Annotated in this window: 17 protein-coding genes and 1 pseudogene; 7 read left to right on the top strand and 11 right to left on the bottom strand. The window is 36.3% G+C overall.

Going from position 1 to position 18,181, the window contains the following annotated elements:
* Positions 1 to 1,414: 1,414 nt before the first annotated feature.
* The 6 genes from AC4FQ5_RS00435 (at position 1,415) to AC4FQ5_RS00410 (ending at position 8,278) form a co-directional block, all read left to right on the top strand.
* Positions 1,415 to 2,899, top strand: coding sequence for a serine hydrolase domain-containing protein (locus tag AC4FQ5_RS00435; RefSeq protein WP_491140529.1), 1,485 nt, complete (start codon positions 1,415 to 1,417; stop codon positions 2,897 to 2,899).
* Positions 2,900 to 3,018: 119 nt separating this feature from the next.
* On the top strand, positions 3,019 to 3,888 hold the full coding sequence (locus tag AC4FQ5_RS00430; RefSeq protein ID WP_491140528.1) for a helix-turn-helix domain-containing protein: 870 nt from the start codon (positions 3,019 to 3,021) through the stop codon (positions 3,886 to 3,888).
* 354 nt (positions 3,889 to 4,242) lie between these two features.
* Positions 4,243 to 5,007, top strand: coding sequence for a hypothetical protein (locus tag AC4FQ5_RS00425; RefSeq protein WP_491140527.1), 765 nt, complete (start codon positions 4,243 to 4,245; stop codon positions 5,005 to 5,007).
* A gap of 41 nt (positions 5,008 to 5,048) precedes the next feature.
* Positions 5,049 to 5,723 (top strand): 3-keto-alpha-glucoside-1,2-lyase-like domain-containing protein, encoded by a 675-nt coding sequence (locus AC4FQ5_RS00420; protein ID WP_491140526.1) that lies wholly within the window; start codon positions 5,049 to 5,051, stop codon positions 5,721 to 5,723.
* A gap of 196 nt (positions 5,724 to 5,919) precedes the next feature.
* Positions 5,920 to 6,987, top strand: coding sequence for a serine hydrolase domain-containing protein (locus tag AC4FQ5_RS00415; protein WP_491140525.1), 1,068 nt, complete (start codon positions 5,920 to 5,922; stop codon positions 6,985 to 6,987).
* Between the two features lie 46 nt (positions 6,988 to 7,033).
* A complete protein-coding gene (locus AC4FQ5_RS00410; protein WP_491140524.1) occupies positions 7,034 to 8,278 on the top strand; it encodes a serine hydrolase domain-containing protein in 1,245 nt (414 codons plus the stop codon).
* A gap of 130 nt (positions 8,279 to 8,408) precedes the next feature.
* Here the strand turns inward: AC4FQ5_RS00410 and AC4FQ5_RS00405 are convergent, their stop codons facing one another.
* From AC4FQ5_RS00405 to AC4FQ5_RS00355, 11 genes are all read right to left on the bottom strand, one after another.
* Positions 8,409 to 8,726, bottom strand: a complete 318-nt coding sequence (locus tag AC4FQ5_RS00405) for a DUF4397 domain-containing protein (protein ID WP_491140523.1) — start codon at positions 8,724 to 8,726, stop codon at positions 8,409 to 8,411.
* A gap of 6 nt (positions 8,727 to 8,732) precedes the next feature.
* Entirely contained in the window at positions 8,733 to 9,098 is a 366-nt protein-coding gene (locus tag AC4FQ5_RS00400) for a DUF4397 domain-containing protein (protein WP_491140522.1), read from the bottom strand.
* A gap of 209 nt (positions 9,099 to 9,307) precedes the next feature.
* Positions 9,308 to 10,054 (bottom strand): LytR/AlgR family response regulator transcription factor, encoded by a 747-nt coding sequence (locus AC4FQ5_RS00395; protein ID WP_491140521.1) that lies wholly within the window; start codon positions 10,052 to 10,054, stop codon positions 9,308 to 9,310.
* A gap of 40 nt (positions 10,055 to 10,094) precedes the next feature.
* Positions 10,095 to 11,066: a sensor histidine kinase gene (locus AC4FQ5_RS00390; RefSeq protein ID WP_491140520.1), complete on the bottom strand. Its 972-nt coding sequence runs from the start codon at positions 11,064 to 11,066 to the stop codon at positions 10,095 to 10,097.
* A 32-nt stretch (positions 11,067 to 11,098) separates the two neighbouring features.
* Positions 11,099 to 11,794 (bottom strand): DUF6268 family outer membrane beta-barrel protein, encoded by a 696-nt coding sequence (locus tag AC4FQ5_RS00385; protein WP_491140898.1) that lies wholly within the window; start codon positions 11,792 to 11,794, stop codon positions 11,099 to 11,101.
* A 272-nt stretch (positions 11,795 to 12,066) separates the two neighbouring features.
* Positions 12,067 to 12,738, bottom strand: a complete 672-nt coding sequence (locus AC4FQ5_RS00380) for an ABC transporter ATP-binding protein (RefSeq protein WP_491140519.1) — start codon at positions 12,736 to 12,738, stop codon at positions 12,067 to 12,069.
* Between the two features lie 197 nt (positions 12,739 to 12,935).
* On the bottom strand, positions 12,936 to 14,177 hold the full coding sequence (locus AC4FQ5_RS00375) for an ABC transporter permease (protein ID WP_491140518.1): 1,242 nt from the start codon (positions 14,175 to 14,177) through the stop codon (positions 12,936 to 12,938).
* Positions 14,161 to 14,835 carry an acyloxyacyl hydrolase gene (locus AC4FQ5_RS00370; protein WP_491140517.1) on the bottom strand — a complete coding sequence of 225 codons (675 nt, stop codon included), beginning with the start codon at positions 14,833 to 14,835 and terminating at the stop codon, positions 14,161 to 14,163. Before AC4FQ5_RS00370 ends, AC4FQ5_RS00375 begins: the two co-directional genes overlap by 17 nt.
* 62 nt (positions 14,836 to 14,897) lie before the next feature.
* Positions 14,898 to 16,031 carry an efflux RND transporter periplasmic adaptor subunit gene (locus AC4FQ5_RS00365; protein WP_491140516.1) on the bottom strand — a complete coding sequence of 378 codons (1,134 nt, stop codon included), beginning with the start codon at positions 16,029 to 16,031 and terminating at the stop codon, positions 14,898 to 14,900.
* Complete coding sequence (locus AC4FQ5_RS00360; RefSeq protein WP_491140515.1) at positions 16,028 to 17,368, bottom strand: TolC family protein; 1,341 nt, start codon at positions 17,366 to 17,368, stop codon at positions 16,028 to 16,030. The genes AC4FQ5_RS00365 and AC4FQ5_RS00360 overlap by 4 nt, the downstream gene beginning before the upstream one ends.
* Before the next feature lie 13 nt (positions 17,369 to 17,381).
* Positions 17,382 to 17,747: a DUF2147 domain-containing protein gene (locus AC4FQ5_RS00355; protein WP_491140514.1), complete on the bottom strand. Its 366-nt coding sequence runs from the start codon at positions 17,745 to 17,747 to the stop codon at positions 17,382 to 17,384.
* 280 nt (positions 17,748 to 18,027) lie between these two features.
* On the opposite strand from AC4FQ5_RS00355, the pseudogene AC4FQ5_RS00350 reads away from it, so the two are divergent.
* Positions 18,028 to 18,144, top strand: a pseudogene (locus tag AC4FQ5_RS00350) (Y-family DNA polymerase); the annotation flags it as partial.
* Positions 18,145 to 18,181 lie beyond the last annotated feature (37 nt).

The following is an 18,181-nucleotide window of genomic DNA, read 5'->3' as shown; positions in this document are numbered from 1 at the left end:
TCAGCGAATATTTAAGGTTAAAACTATTAGGGAATATATTCTTCTTTTTTTTAGAACGTGATTTTTACAAGCATTATAATATTAGAATTAAAGATAAGAATCAAGAAAATCTATGGTCTATATGGTTTGGTGTCGAGAATTTGTTTTGGGGTATGCTTATTATACCAAGATTTACAGACGGAGCCTGGGAAAATAAGCCAAGCCATGTACGAAAAGTTAACTTTGATTACTGGACTATTGGTCATATCATACGCACTGGCTTTATAGATCCTGAAAATAAAACTGTCGTCCACTTTAAAAATCTAAACTAACTACTCACATTCTACCAGCGGTTTCAAATTCTCTGTACGAACAACACATATGGCTATCGCTGGAATTAACGTCACCTAAAGCCAAATGGTAATATTATATGGCAAGTTGTACCATTTTTTATTATAACAAAAGCGGAAGTTAATACTTATTCTTCCGCTTTATATATGCCAAATATAAAATATAGAATACAGTTCTTATACAATTCCAGCTTTCAATTAAGTTATTGTGTTCGTACTTTTATGGGAAACTCTTCCAATATAAACGAGCTCCCGAAACATTTTATTTATAAATTTGTGATAATAGCCAATTATAATATGTTCAAATTATGGAACTTTTTACTATTATAAATCATCAGCAAAATTACGGGAAAATTAAAATCCAAAAAAGATATTTTAAAAACATATCCTAATTGGAAAAAACATTTCGAAGAAATTGAGTTAATAAATTATCAAGATGTAAAAGTTAATATTTACTCTCATATTTATGTAGATTTTTTAAAAATTTTCAAAATATTTCGAAAACTCAAATTGAATTTTGACATAAACTTGAGAATTTCCGAAAGAAACAAAAAACTAAAGCATTAATGAAACAGCAGAAGTTGGATTGGTGAAAAATTTTTGATTAAAAAGTTACCTACAACATCTTTTCTATAGACAGTACATGCCAAAAATAACCGAATAATGAAAATTGAAGACAAATTTTTATCTTTTCAATTATTAAAGCTAAATTACATAAGTTTAATCTACAAGATTATTTAATAAAAAAGAACCTTGTAATTCTTGTTTAATTTGGCTCAAATAAACCAAATCATCTATAAAAGTGTTTGAAGATACGCTCGTGTTGGTCACAAGACTGACATTTGAAGATTTCACTCTCTTATGTCGTTTTTTTTATTTCCTAACTCCTTGTTAATCAAAGCGATGCCGCCAAACAAACTATTGATTTCACTTACTAGTGAAACTTTAAAAATATGGAAGCGACGAAAAAATAAAAATGATTGGTAAAGAAGACTTCTATGATCAATATATTTATAGGAACAACCAAATGTAATAAGTTGGTCGCTATGGTTGTCTTCATTTTGATTTCCACTTATAAAAATATTATGAAAAAATTATTTACAACGAATAAAACCATCGTGTTATTATTCATAACAACATTTTCACAACAGTTGTTTGCTCAAAGAAATTCGGACAGCATCGATATTTTCATCAAAGAGAAAATGACCCAAATGAAGATCCCCGGACTTCAGTTAGCAATTATTAAAAATGGGAAATTAGAAAAACTTGACAGTTATGGTTTTGCGAATCTGGAACATCACGTTCCCACCAATTCAAAAACAACTTTCTCTATCAACTCTATGACAAAAGCTTTTGTAGGAGTAGCAATTATGCAATTACAAGAACAAGGAAAATTAAAAATAGATGATCCCATTTCTCTATATATTTCGGACATACCCAACGAATGGAAATCTATAACTATCACACAATTATTAAGTAATACATCCGGACTTCCTAACAATATCGATGAAAAAGAACAGGTTTTAGGTAATGGTGTTGAAGAGAAAAACTGGGAACTGGTAAAGACATTGCCGATGGAATTTAAACCCGGAGAAAGGTTCAGCTACAACCAAACTGGATATTATATTTTAGGAAAAATCATCACGAAATTAAGCGGTCAGCATTTTACAAAATTCATTGAAGAAAATCAATTCAAACCTTGCAATATGATAGCAACGCAGTTTGGAGATTCCAATGATATCATCCCAAACAATGCCGGATCATATTCCACAATTATCAATACAGACGGAAAATGGGTCAATGATGGAAAACTGCACAATGCTTTTGCTACATTTCCCGTATTCTTCAGAACTGCTACAGGCATCATTTCCACCTCCGAAGATTTAAGCAAATGGCTTATCGCATTGCAAAACGGGAAGCTCTTGCACAATAAAAACAGTGTAAAAGAGCTTTTCACTTCCGCAAAACTTAATGATGGACACATCGATGGTTTCAACAAATTGACCAATGGATATGCGCTGGGCTGGCCAACGGTTGAGAGAGAAGAACATCCTGCAGCAGCGCCGGTTGGTGGAATGCGTTCGGCATTATTCGTATATCCAAAGGACGATCTATCAATTGTGGTCTTAACCAATCTTCAAGGTTCCAATCCTGAATGGTTCATTGACGAAATTGCCGGTTACTATTTCCCGGATATGAAAGTTAAAAATGGTTTTGGATTGAGTAAAAATCTAAAAGTATTACGTCAGCAACTTATTGAGAATAAATTTCAGAACGCTTTTAATATTTATAAGAAAATTACAAAAAACAACAAAGATTTTAAACTTTCCGAAGATGAATTAAATTCCTGGGGCTATCAACTTTTGGAACAAAATAAAAAAAACGACGCATTACAGGTTTTTCAATTGAATACTTTGTTATTTCCAAGCAGTGCGAATGTTTATGATAGTTATGCAGAAACTTTAGAAGCGATGGGAAATCGGAAAGAAGCCATCATCAATTATAAAAAATCACTCGAACTTAATCCTAATAACACCAATGCAAGTGGTTATTTAAAGGATAAAAAATAATCAAATTGCTATTCTTACCTGATCTAAGTTATAGGAGTTTCATATCTAAACGTTGTGTGAAAATTGGAAAAAATTATTATTTTTAACATATCCGTTGTATGGTAAATTAATTATAAAAGATGGCATCGATCCCCCCAATTAAAACCTATCATTTTCTGCCCTTCAAATATGGATCGGAGCTGTTATTGGATATCGGACGTATTGAAACGCTGAAAAATTATGTATTAAACAGTACACTGCATCAACTCAGTTTTTACGAAATTATCTTCATCACAGAAGGTTCCGGAACATTGGCACTTGATGAGAATAAAGTCTCAATTCAACCGCAAACCGTCATTTTCACCAGTCCCGGACAGGTTCGCCATTGGGAAATTGAACAGCAGGTCAAGGGATACACGCTGTTCTTTGAAAAAGATTTTCTCCATCTTTTTTTTTCGGATGAACTTTTTCTGTACCGGTTCCAGTACTTTCATCAGTATTCGCATCCCGCTGAAATGCAGATCGATGAACAATCATTCAGGAAATGCCTGCAACTTGTGCAGGAAATAGAACAGGAATTCGGACAGATCAGGAATGACAGCAATCATATGATCAGGTCAATTCTATACCAGCTGCTTATTGTACTCAACCGCTATTATGCCGGTGCGTACAATGTTCAGCCAGATACGTATGTTCATGCGGATTTCTACAGATTCCGTTTGCTGCTGGAAAAAAGATTCCTACAGGACCAGACCGTTGAGTCCTATACCAGAATGCTTAACGTCAGTCCAGGATTCCTCAATAAGATCTGCAGGCAGTTCAGCGGATTGTCAGCGCAGCAGATGATCCATCACAAGCTGGTTTCAGAAATAAAGAAACAGCTGCATCAGAATAAATCCGCAAAAGAGATCTGCTATGAACTGGGATTCTCTGACCCTTCCAATTTCAACCGTTTCTTCAAAAAAATTACCCACATCACGCCCCAGCAATACCGTAAGAGTATAAAATGACAACTTTAAAGATAAAATGACCTTTTTGCAGGCGATGCATCTTTCTACTTTTACAGAAAAAAGAATATGATAAAATCTGCAACATTCGGTCTTTTAATCTTGTTCATGAACCTGCTTTGGATCAAGGCAGAGCAATTGTATGTTGATCCCTTGAAAGGTAATGATGCCAATTCCGGAACAAAAACCCAACCGCTAAAGAATCTTTCAGAAGCTGCCAGGCGTGTCAATTTGAACAAAGTGCAGGGAGAAACAACGATCATTCTTACAGAAGGTATTCATATTTTAACTCAAACCGTGCTATTTAACAATGATAAATACAGCGTTAACAACCGTCTTATCATTCGTGCCGAAGTGATGCCGGATGACGCAAACTGGACACCCGATAAAATGCCGGTCATCATAACAGCCGTACCTCTTGAAACCGGTATAGGCGGAAAAGAAGCAAAAGGAATACAACCCGAGGTAAGCCACGTGACCATTGAAGGCCTACGGTTTACAGGCAGTCCTGATTATACTTACATAGATGTCAATAATTTACGCCGCTCCTACCCTATATGGCGTGACGGAAAAAAACTGGATGACTTGCTGGTGACCCAATGTATGTTCGCCGGGAACGTAGATGTAATGCCATTACACGTCGGTGTCATAGCCAATGGATATGGTTTGGTGATCGACCATTGTGTTTTTTTCAACTGTAAGATCCCTGTTGTCTTCTGGAAAAACGATGAAAGCACCGGCAGTCGCAGTGCCATGAGACATTCTTTGGTCTATGGCGGCTACTTCTGCGGAGTCTGGACAACACAGGGTACCGATGGAGATGACTTCGACTTTCATCATAACATCATCGCCAATACAAGTACCATATGGATAAGGGAAAAAGGAAGTAAACGCAGGTACAAAGCTTCTGATTGCATTTTTGTCAATTACAATAAACTGGCAGGATATGGAAGCGGCCCGTTAAGCGACAGTGATGCCACGTCAACGGATTTTCTGGAGATGAAAAATATAAAGACCACTGGAACCGTTATCATCGAAAAAGATCAGAGTAAACGTAATTACCTGCAATTGGCGGAAGGTTCGGCAGGTTCAGAATTAAATGCGGGACTATTTAAAAAATGAGCACTACAATACAGTTTCTAAAATTATGTGTATTAAATAATATGAAAAATATAAGAATAATCTGGTTTCTCTTTCTTTTTGCAGCAGAAAGTGCTTACAGCCAAAAAATAAATTTAGATAGTAGCAATCTTCTGCCCAATAAGGTCAAAATGCAAATCGATAATTCACAAGGTGAAAGTATCTTAAGGGTCGTAAAAGATCCTACCGTGAAAGAAGCGGACGAACCTACCTTTGTACGGATTAAGAACACTGATTTTAAAAATGGCATTATCGAGGTGGAAGTTCTAAGCCGGCTGCTCCCTACCGCTTCTCCAACTGACCGCGGGTTTATCGGATTGGCATTCAGGATCAATGAAACCAATTCCAAATTTGAATCGATATATATACGTCCGACAAATGGCAGAGCTGAAGATCAGGTAAGACGAAATCACTCCATTCAATACTTTTCTTATCCTGATTATAAATATGAACGTCTGAGAAAAGAGAATCCTGAGAAATATGAGACCTATGCTGACATGGGTCTGAATGAATGGATCTCAATGAAAATTGAGATCAAAGGCAGTCAGGCAAAGCTTTTTTTAAACAAAGACAAACAACCTTCCCTTATTGTGAATGACCTCAAGCATGGCGCAGATATTTCCGGGGCTGTAGGTTTATTTGTCGATGTAGGCACAGAGGGCTATTTCCGAAATCTGAAAATTACCCTTTCAAATTGACACATAAAGGTCAAAACCTTTCATATACTTAGGAGAATATGACACTATTTTCTAACACAGTGGTGAAAAATTCTTTTTCTTTTCGCTAAAATTTTCTTAATGCTTATGTAAAGTTTCTAAAATTTTTACACAAATTACTACTTTGCATAACATAGTATTAATAAATAAATATATCTTTGCATAAAATTAAACTCCAATGCGAAAACTATTATTATTAAGTTTTATTGTTTGGTCTTGTATGCGTTCGAATGCTCAGGATCTGAATCGAAAAATTGACAGTCTGATCCAATCCGAATTTAAGGAACCTAATGGACCGGGTGGCGTTTTCCTTATCGCCAAAAAAGGGAAACCCGTTTATGAAAAAGCCTTCGGAATGGCCAATCTTGAATTGGATGCCAAGCTGAATACAAATAGTGTATTTCAGATCGGTTCTATGACCAAACAGTTTACAGCCATCGCTATTTTGATGCTGGAAGAGCAAGGTAAATTAAAGATAAGTGATCCTGTTGTGAAATATATTCCTTCTTATCCCAACGGAAATAACATTACCATTCATCATATTTTGACCCACACTTCCGGTATTAAGGATTTTACGAAAATGAAATCCTTACAAGACATTGCTCAAAAGGAAATGACACCGGAACAGATGGTTGACTTCTTTAAAAATGAGCCTGCAGATTTTGCTCCCGGAGAAAAATTTGAATACAATAATTCAGGATACGTCGTTCTGGGATATGTCATTGAGCTGGTATCAGGCGGAACGTACGAAGATTTTATTAAGAAGAATATATTTGATAAGATTGGAATGACTAATTCTTATTACGCCAGTGACAGGAAGGTTATAAAAAACAGAGCTTACGGCTACCACAAAAAAAGTTCTGGTTATGTGAATAAAACCGTGATCAATTTCAGCGTTCCATTTTCCTCGGGTTCATTGATGTCCACTTTGGATGACATGCTGAAGTGGCAGAATGCTTTAAATCAAAATCTATTATTAAGTTCTAAAGAAGAGACAAAGGCCTTTACCAAATACAAACTTAATAACGGTCAGGAAATAGAATACGGTTACGGTTGGCATTTGAAGAATATCAACGGAATCCCGACCCGTGAACACGGCGGAAGTATTTTCGGATTCAAATCAATGGCAGTTTATATTCCAAATAAGGACATTTATGTACTTGGATTCAGCAATTGTGACTGCAACTCTCCTACTCAGTTGGTAAAAGATATGGCTAAACTGGCTCTTGAAAATCTAAAAAAATAATTCATGCCAATTTTCAGCTAATTACAAATCAAAAGACATTGATATTATGAAAAAACTTAGCAAAAAACTTTTACTGATCTGTTGTCTGACTGCCCTACTTTGCATCCAAAATCTGTCGGCACAAATTAGTACCCATATCAAAAATGATAAAAAGAACTCCATTGACAGCCTTATCGAAAAGAAAATGGATCAGGCGGGAATCGTCGGCATCGGAGCCGCCATTATCATCGATAAAAAACTGGTCTGGACTAAAGGATATGGTTTTGCAGATAAAGAAAACAATATCCCATTTACCCCTAAAACTATTATGAATATTGCATCCATAAGCAAAACCTTTACAGGATTCTGCATCATGAAAGCGGTAGAAGAAGGAAAGGTTGACTTGGACGAAGACATCAATCATTATCTGCCTTTCAAAGTCATTAATCCTAATTTCCCCGATGAGAAAATCACCTTGAGAAATCTGGCGACCCATACTTCGGGTTTAGCAGATCGTTATCCTTTTTATACGGACAGTACTTATGTTTCTAACGGTCAAAAACCAGAGCCTTTAGGTGATTTCTTGAAAAACTATTTTGTAAAAGGCGGAAAACATTATTCAAAAGATAATTTTCTAAATTCCAAACCGGGTACAAATCGTGACTATTCTAATATCGGCGCAGGTTTGGCAGGATACATCATTGAGCTGAGAACCGGGAAAAAACTAAATGAGTACAGCAAAAAATACATTTTCAACCCTTTAAAAATGAAAAATTCAGGTTGGAACCTATCGGAGTTCAACATAAAGAACCACTCCAAAGCTTATCAAAAAGAAAATGGAAGAATAAAGTCAATACCGCTTTATGAAGGAACAACCTATCCAGATGGCGGTGTCCATACATCAGTAGATGAACTTTCGAGATTTTTTATCATCCTGCTGAATAATGGCAAATACAACAATAAAATATTGCTGAAAAAAGAACAGGCAGAAGAAATGCTCCGTTTTCAGTTCACAGAATCTAATAAACCTGACAATGTCAAACCTGATAAGCTTAATTCAGGAATTTTCTGGGCAACGAAAATGGGAGGCAAAAGGATCGGGCATAACGGTTCTGATCTGGGTGTAAGAACATTTATGCTTTCTGACCTGAGCAAAGAGGTTGCTGTGATCGTATTTTTCAACACCTCCTTAGATGAGTCCGATGAAGATCAATTTTTCAACATCTACGAAGACCTCCACAAATATGGTCTTGAATTAAAATCAAAGTTATTATCTGACAAGGCAACTAATAAACAATCCATTAGCAGATAAACTTCTTTTCGTCCTTATTTGATCCACCAAAAAGTCTGACCATCTAAACATCTAATATAAAGAGTATATAAACTTTGTCTAAAAATAGTTGTAAAGACAAGACAAATCCAACTTTAGATACTCCAATTTTTTAATAGTTTCGAATAATTTCTAAGGAAAATTTATCGTTTGACCCTGAAGGAGCATTAACGAATCCTTTCATATAGAGCGTATAAATTCTGTTAGGATAAAAAACAACCGAAGATTTCTGGAATAGTGTATTACCAGTTTGTGTATCTTTTATTTCCACATTATATTCATCATCTTCAACATTTACAAAAGATGAAGCTGTTTTAAAAGGAATATTGGATGTAATCAAATGACCATCAAGATAAATATCTACGTTCGGAGCATCAGGAGAGAGATTTATCAGTCTGATGCCTGCATGATAAAAACCGGGGGCTTCCAAATGGTCCTAGAAACTAACAAGCTCCAGTTGGTTAAAAGTGTTTACGGCAAAAAGAGAAAAAACATCTCCTTCATTTACTTCTCTTTCCTCAGTATCCAGAATGTTTCCATTATTATCCTGAACAGTGAAAGTCCGCATCCCATCATAAAATCGATAATATCCCTGAGCATTTGCATAGTTTAGCGCATTACTATTGATTTTGTTGTCATCTGCAAAAAAATACAAATCTCCCGAGTTGGGACTTGCGTTGACTATTAATCCGCGGGCTGCATCCTGTTCTACATAATAGCATTCATCATCATTATCACAAGATATTAAAGTTGTTACCGCCATTGCAATGATCATTAATTTTAAAATAGATACTTTCTTCATAACATAATAATTTTATTGTTTATACGAACAAAACTATTAAGTAATACCATTTAAAGAAATCAAAATTTGGATGAATTGAACAAACAAAAACTTCAATTGAACATTTGAGATATTGAATTTAATTGTAATGATTTTTCAATTAAAGGCTAAATAGCAATTAGTAGAAAGCAATTATCAAAATATCACTTGTAAATAGGGATGAATATAAACTACGATTCTAACCAGTCTTTAAAAGCAGTAACTTTCAATCTGCTTACAATTAACTTTTCTGATAGGTTGAACTTTGTCTGAACAATGACTTTTCTGTTGAAATATGGCTCAATAGACAATACTGCTTCTTTATTAATCAAAACCTGCCTGTTGATGCGAAAAAACTGTCTAGGGTCACAAACCGATTCAATGTACTCCAGATTTTTGAACAAGGAAAATTTTTCGCCACCAATGGTGTATATATAAACAGTTTCAAATTCAATGTAAAAAAGAGCGATGTCTTTTACATATTTTACCAATGTTTTATCCCGATATTGTGTCAGAAAGCTTTGCTGGTACTGAGTTGTAGCAGGAAATTGTAAAGGTGTAGATGATTTATCCCTAAAAGTTTGAGCCAGCCTTTTGTATTTGTTTAGTGCGAGGTGAATGTCTTCCTCCTTGAAAGGTTTGAGGATATAATCAATGCCGTTGTTTTTAATGGCTTGTAAAGTATACTCATCATAAGCGGTGCAAAACACTACGGGAATAGTAATGTCAATGTGGTTGAAAATCTCAAAGCTATGTCCGTCGGCTAACTGAATATCCAGAAAAATCAGGTCTAATTTTTGCTGGTGTTTACTTAAATATTGCACGGCTTCTGCTACCGACTCCAAACGTTCGGTTACCAAAAAATCTTGATCCTGCTCAATTACTTCTTTCAGCAATTTGGAGGTATGTAATTCGTCTTCTACTATCAGCACATTCATATTATATTATTTCAATTGAGAATTTAGATGGCATCCTCCATTAAATAAGTTTAAGTCTTACCAGAAAGTAATCATCTGTCGATTCAATATCCACTCCGTTTTCAATGTTTAACAATTCATACCTCTTTTTCAAATTTTCCAATCCGTAACCAGAAGAAGAACTGTTGGTCATCCTGGATTGAACATTATTTTTAATTTCAATATAATTGTCGGTACTTTTGACATCAATATTCAAAGGCATTTTCGATGTCATCATATTATGCTTAAAACAGTTTTCTACCACGGTTTGCAATGCCAATGTAGGAATTTGGTGCTCGTACAGTTCTTCAGCAATGTGAATACTGATTTGTATGGCTTCCTCATTTCTGTTTTTCATTAGAAATAAATAAGATTCCAGTACCTTTACCTCATCAATCAGTTTAATCAATGTACTTTCGTTGTAACGTAAAGTTTGCCGGTAAAAGTCGGAAAGGCTGAGGATAAACTGTTCAGATTTCGGGTCTCGATGCCGCACCATTGTACGAAGGGTATTAAGTGAATTAAATAAAAAATGAGGGTCAGCTTTGGTGCGTAATGCTTCTAATTGAACCTTGTAGTTTTCTGTTTGTATCTGCTGTTTTTCCAGTTCTAATTGTGCTACTTTTTTGTTGGCACGAAAGGCATATTGAATGATTAAAAATGGAATAATGGCAATAAAATACCTCACCACAAACATCCATTTCAAATTCTTATTTTGAAATAGCGGTGTGAGCAGAAATACATTGTAAACTATAATAAGTAATACAGTTGCTGCAATGATTGATTTAAGAAATCTGTATGTTTCCGCTTTTTTTGAAATGTAATCAAGCAACATCCAAAGCAGGTAAAGCATTGCGGAAACAGAAACCCACCGAAGCAATATCAAGGAATCAACATCAAAAATGTTGATAATGCCCCTCGTCGTAATCGCATTTAAAGCCGGAAATACGATACATAAGGCAATGGGCAATATTTTTTCTATGGGCAGTTTCATTTTTCTGATAAAGTTACAAAAGATAAGGTTTTCTAGAACGGTTTAAATGAAATACCCACTTGAATATTCAATCCGTTGTTGTCAATTTCATAGATGGGGTCGGACTTTTTACCTAAAGGTATCGTAATAATGGTCCAGGGTGTAGTTGCTGCATCATCATAAAGTTTGTAACTCTGTCTAAAATTTCTACCGACCCCAATATTTAGTTGCCAAATTTTTGCAAACTGGTATTCCAGCTTTGCCAAACCAGTCCATTGATTGACCTGGACAAACTGATTGTCACTTTCTGACGCTGAAAGCCTGTAGCTGGATGCATCTGCGAATAATTCAATCCCGGCACTCCACTTATCATTAAAGTGGTAAAGCACTTTTGGTTTGATGGGAAACTGTCCCGTAATGCTCCATTTATCATTGGGTCTGTAATCTACATCAATGAATGGGATGATCTGGTTACCAAAAAACTGTCTTGAATAAGCCAATCCCCAACCTGTACTCAACTTTTCGGAATGTTTTACTCTGTAGCGCAAGCCGGTAGTGTACCTAAAATCTTTGCCGCTAACATCCTGTAAATCTGAAAACAATCCTGTTTGAGCAAAAAAGGTCAGGCTTTTTCTGTCTGATAATTTATAAATCCAGGCTCCCTGTAAAGTGAGACCGTGTAAATTGCCGGTATAATCCGCCGGGAAATTCTGTAACGATAGATTTTTGTAACCTAATACTCCGGCAATTGTATGCTGTTTTTTTGGAACACCGGAAGTTTGAGTTTTACATCAAATAAATTGGTATTAGCATTAGTGTCGCCGTATTTTAATGTCGAAACTGCATAGCTGACATTCAATAAATCCCTATCCTGAGCAAGTAAGCTATTTGCAAATAAGAATATTGTTAATAAAAGACACTTTTGTTTATTCATTTTTGTTTTTTTAAATCAATGGATTAACAGACATCGAGTTTTTATGTACTAGTTCTATAATTCCAGTTAACCACTATAAAACCTTGATTAGTAAATAATTTTCCCATCCACCATTTCAATAATCCGGTCACAATTGGCAGCAAATTCGTCATCGTGGGTAACGGCAATGATGGTCTGCCCTTTTTCCTTGGCTAACTGGCGAAAAATATCAAACACAATTTTGGTGTTTTTACTGTCCAGATTTCCAGTAGGCTCATCGCCCATAATGATGGCTGGTTCGTTGATCAAAGCTCTTGCGATAGCGACTCTTTGCTGCTGACCACCAGATATTTTAGATGCTTTTTTGGTTTCGTGTCCTTTAATATCAAGCAATGTCAATAACTCCATTGCTCTGGCTTCTATTTCGTCTTTGGATTTCTTTTTAAGCTTCAAAGCCGGCAGCATTACATTGTCCAAAACGGAAAATTCCGGCAATAAATAATGAAACTGAAACACAAACCCGATATGCTCATTCCTGAATCTGGCCAGCTGGTTTTGTGTTAACCCGGTAACCGTTGTGTTATTGATAGTAATGTTACCTTCGTAAGATGTATCCATTGTAGAGAGTAGATAAAGAAGGGTTGATTTACCCGAACCGGATTTACCAACAATGGAGATAAATTCACCTTTGTTTACGTCAAAACTTACGTCTTTCAATACCTGAAACGTTTCAGGGTCGTGAAAGTATTTTGTAATTTTGTTTGCAGTTAATGCTTTCATTTTTAATTTTTAATAACATCCATAATAATAGTAACACCCATAAAACCAGTAATATTCGCATTCATAACCATACTGGTAATAGTAATAGCAATCCAGGTAATATAGAAGTAGAGTTAACACACCTAAAAAAACTGTCAGCCAAATGAATTCCGAACCTTCATTCGGTAATAGCTTCTTCTTAAAATTATTCTGTCCCATTATCCTCGCAAAATTTCTACAGGGTCTACCTTGGATGCTTTTCTGGCAGGTAGATAGCCCGCAACAAACGTGATAACCAAGCCAAATATCATTGCCAAAATATAATCTGAAGGCAGATAGGTAATGGGCAACGTGTCAAATGAAGCAATCTTAAATGGAATTCTGTCTACAATAGAAGCAACAGCAAAACCTAATAATAAGCCTATTAAACCACCTATTAACCCGATGATGACAGATTGGACTAGGAAAATGTGTACGATGTCTTTGCCATCAAAACCCATTGCTTTCAGGATGGCAATCTCCCGTATCTTTTCACTCACGGTCATATTCATAATGTTATAAATTCCAAAACCCGCCACAATAAGTATGGTAAGTGAAACAGCAACCGCTATGATGTCCCGCAGGGTATTTGCAGATTCTAATTGGGCATTGCCTTCCTGCCAGGCTTCTGTTTTGTATTTAATATCTGCACGCACTCCATTAGCAATAGTTTTTGCATCGTTGTAGTCCTTTACATTTGCCATCACATCAGTAGCATAACTTTTATTCTTAGACAATAACTGTCGTGCTGTGTTGATAGAAATAATTGCACGGCTCTTATCAACACTTCCGCTCCCGGTTTCTATTAATCCCACAACTTTAAAAACTTTATTTCCGCCATCGGCTGTAGTAAGCGATATATTGTCGCCCATTGATGCACTTAGCTTAGCTGCCAATCCACTGCCCAGTACCACAGCATCCGAACGTTTGTCTAAATCATTTAAATTGCCCTCGGTGATATACTCAGTGGTGTTAAACATCTGGATTTCGTTCGCTACATCAATACCAGAAAGTGAACCGCTCACTTTGGTTACGCCATTTCTGAAGAATACATTTTGATTGACCTGCTCGGTAATGGCTACAATGTTTTTGTTTTTTCGCAATACTTGTTTTACTTCATCGGCATTGAGAATACCTTCAGTATAATTGATGTGCCTGGCATTGCTTACCATAGTCAATGTATCCGAAGTGTTCTTTTGCGACAGCAGTATTGTGGGTTCCCCGGCAGGGTCATTATAAACTCTTATGTGTGACATTGAGGTAAATGTGATATCGGTCTGGGCATTATTAACACCGTTCATAAAGCTGTTCATAAAAACGTACATCGATATCCCAAATGTTACGCTTAGTACTGCTACAATCAACTGTTTTACTTTGGAAGTAAGATGTGTCCAGGATATTTTGTTATTTATATTTGTCATTTCTTTCTTTTTTTAAATTCCAATTTAATCCAACAAATAATCCATTGCTGTCGTGTGACGGGTTTCTTTCTGTACCTTTTGTATTGCCATTGGAAATATGAAGATGTCTTGCACCAAACAGTAAGTCCATATTGTTTTTGAGATGTATTGATGTTCCAATGCCGTACTTGGTTGTTCCATTCCAGTAGGTGCCAAGGCGATTGTCTTGCGTGGTAGGATTTGGAAAATTATCAATAAAGTATATCATCCCTCCACCCGCTTCAAACCATAATTTCCAATCCGGTTTATTCAATGCATAAAATCGTGCAAAAGGTCTTATCGCAAAACCCACGGTATTGTTGTAATCATCAAAAGGTGCTGTGATACTGAATTCTGTACCAACGGACATCCATTTTCGTATCATCAGGTTTACGCCTGTACTGTTTTGTACTAAGCTGCTGTAAGGATATTTGTACCCGAATGTTACACCCATTTCTGAATAAATACTCAATCTGTCTTGTAGTGTACTGTCTTTTTTGGTAAGCAATAAGGCAGTACCTACAACTGCGGCTGGAACAATAAAACCCATACTGGTATGAAGTTTTAAGGGTTCAAATCCCAATGGATTCTGATACCATTTGTCGCCTTGCGGAAATTGTGCAAAGGATTTGTCTATCATTAAAAAAATGAATAAAGCGATAAACGAATACCTGTTTAAAATTATCATACACTTATATCTTTCTATTCAGTACCCGGAATTGTAACGCCCTCTTCTGTATGCTTTCCTTTTGGTAACAGAATAATATCTTTTTCGGTCAAGCCTTGTTTTACTTCAACCCAATTGCCTGATTTTTGTCCGGTCTTTATTTCTTTTTCTTCACCATTTTTTAACTCCACATATTTGCCACGGATGACCGCTGCTGACGGAATGACCAAAACTTTCTTTGTGCCTTGCTGCTTAATATTCGCCTGCAGCTGTGTGCCCGAAAGTAAAAGCTGTGGTGGATTTACAAAGGCTGCCTCTGCTGTGAATGATTGTTCCGCCTCGTCAAATGCTGGAAGTATTTTTGTGATGGATGCCGTAAATGTGGTGTCTGGATAATTGTTCATTTGCACAATCGCTTCCTGACCTATGGAAAGTTTTGCAATATCATCTTCTGCAACAAATAGCTTCAAGATATTTTTACCACTACCGATTTTGGCAATCACCTCACCCTTCCGTACCAGTTCGCCTTTCTTTTTTAAAACCTCCAGCACAATACCATCCTTATCTGCTTGTATGCGATAATCGTTTAAAATGGCTTGTTGTGTTTTTACTTGTTGAAAACTACGGTCGGCGTTTAATTGTAATGCATCCTGCGCTTGTTTGTAACTTTTCTCCAATACCTGCAAGTTATTTTGTGAGGCTTTGTATTGTAATTCTGCTTTTTCATATTCCAACTGCGATACAGAATTTTTCCTGCGCAAATCGGCATAACGCTGATAGTTGATTTTGTCCAGATTGAGCTGAGTCTTAGACTGGTTAATCTGTGATTTTATCTGCTCTAATTGCGGTGCATCAGCCGACGAATTTTGTTTTGCATCGTTATAAACTATTTGTGCTTCCTGCAACTGTGTATTGGAAACATCGCTATCAATCCTTACCAGTAATTGTCCTTTGGAAATATAATCACCTTCACGAATGTTCAATTCCCGAACAATACCATCGGCAGCCGCTGAAATTATATATTCATCTTCCTGCTCTATGTGTCCGCTTGCAAAAATGGCTTGCTGTATAGTTTTGTATTGTGGGGTTATCTCCTCCTGCCGGCTGCAAGACAATAGGCAGAATATTGGAAGGAAGAATAACCCAACTATTATTTTATTTGTTTTCATTGATATTTTATAATGACATTTATGTTTATACTTAAAACTGCCTGCATATAAAGCTTGTAATAGCTGATATATTCGTTGCTGAGGCTTTGCATATATTGATTTTGGACTTCCAGCAAATCCCTGAATTTATCCAGTCTCTCATCTAATCCAATGATACCGCTGTCGTAGCGATTCTTGGAATGTGTATCATTTTTATATTGTAATTGCAATATTTCTTCCTGCTTATTAAAATCCTCAATACTTTGTCTGTACTGTATTTGCAGATTGTCATCATCTTTTTTTGCCACAAGCTTCTTACTGTCAAGCATCATTTGCTCTTGTTCCAATTGTATTTTCGACTGTTGGATTTTTGATTTGGTAATGAAGCCGTTGAATATAGGAACACTCAATTTTAATCCCAAAAATTGTTGTGGAAGGTTATTGGCTCCCGAAAAATCCATTAACTTATCTGTTGCCCAATTATAATTATATTGATAGCCTAATGTAAGTGTTGGATAATGCAATGATTTGGTTTGGGCTAGTTGCTTTTCGCTTAGTTGTACCTGTGCTTCCTGCACCAATATCTCCGGATGAGATGTCGTTATTGCAGCATCACCACCTGTATCCATTTCTTTATCCAGAAGTTCATCTTTTAAAACGAGTGGTTCATCGATGTTAAGTTGTGACTGCAATTGGTTGTAAAGTTGTTCTAAAGAAGACTCCAGACTGCTTACTTGCTGCTTTGCCTGTACTAGTTGAATATTGCTGCGGTTCAGGTTTTCTTCCGTGAAAATTCCGGTATCATATTTATTTTTTGCTATTTGGTAAATATTATCTGCTGTTACAATATTTTCCTTGCTTATGGTCAAATATCTTTCCGTTAGCAAAATGGAAAAATAGGTCTGAGCCAGCTGGTTGTAAACCTGATATTTTGTATTGATGGTATTGGCTTGATTTAATTGTAAAGCAGCTTGGGAAGTCTTAATATCAAACCATTTTTGAAAGTTCACAATATCCCAATTGGCTTGTACGCCAGCGTTATAAATATATCTCTTTCCAAAAGTATATTCATTGAAGGTACCTTCCGGTGCAGCAGGATTAAATAAATTAGCAGGAATCAGGGTGGGTTGTATGGTAATGTTATCATTAAATCCGGCAGATGCATTTACAGTAGGCAATAAGGCTGTTTTTGATGCTTTGTTTTTTACAGCAGCTATCTGTTCCTGATGCAACGCACTTTGGATAGAGATGGCATTTTTATCTGCATAGGCCAGCACTTCCTGCAATGAGCCAAACTGTACCTGGCTCATTGCATTGAAACTGGTGAAACCCAATAGTACTGAAATAATAGTCTTCATTGCCTGGAATAATTTAGAGCTTAGTCCAGGTTTGGGATTTAGACATCATACCATAGCTCCCTTTAATGTAGAGCGTAGTATCCCCGGAAAGTGAAGCCGTGCATTTTGCCGTTTTTCCTTTTTTGATAATGTGCAGTGTACCATCTGAAAATGAAGTCGTACCAGTTGCTTTCAACGCTGTGATTTGCTTTTTACCAACTATGCTATTGTCTTCAGCCTTTCGGATGATGGCATCATAAGCATCACCGCTCTTTACAAATTCGATGATACGGGTTTTGTCTTCGTTTGTCCATTTACCCAAAATTTTATCATTGGTTGTCTGGGCAAAAATGTTGAGGCTGAAAAGCAGCCAGGTTGCCATTAAAATAATCTTTTGCATTGATATTAAGTTTTAAATTCAATACAAAGATGCAATCGCTTTTGGAGTGTTCCTCGGTGCAATAGGGTGAGTTGAACATTTTGCGGGTCGAAATGAACAGAGAAAGATTTAAGCTGAGATTTGAGGAGAAAGCCACTAATTCCCTAAGTTCAGGTAATATTTATCCTTTAGGTGTTACTCAACTAAACAATTGTCTAAACTGCAAAAACGAAAGACAATCTGTTTTAAAAATAATTGAATCCTAAACTTTAAATATTCTCTTTGTGCTTTCTTGAATCAGCCTGTGATCATCGGAGGAGGTGACCGTGGCGTGGTGGCATCATGCTCCTATGAGGCGCGGGAATTCGGTGTCCGTTCGCCAATGCCAATCAAGATGGCACTACGCCGTGTTCCGAAGGAATTTGTCAAATGATAAGCTCCACGTAAAAACGTGC

The sequence above is a fragment of the Chryseobacterium sp. DT-167 genome, assembly GCF_058310155.1.
Note: the sequence above shows the minus strand (reverse complement) of the source record. Positions and strands in the feature narration are given on the sequence as shown.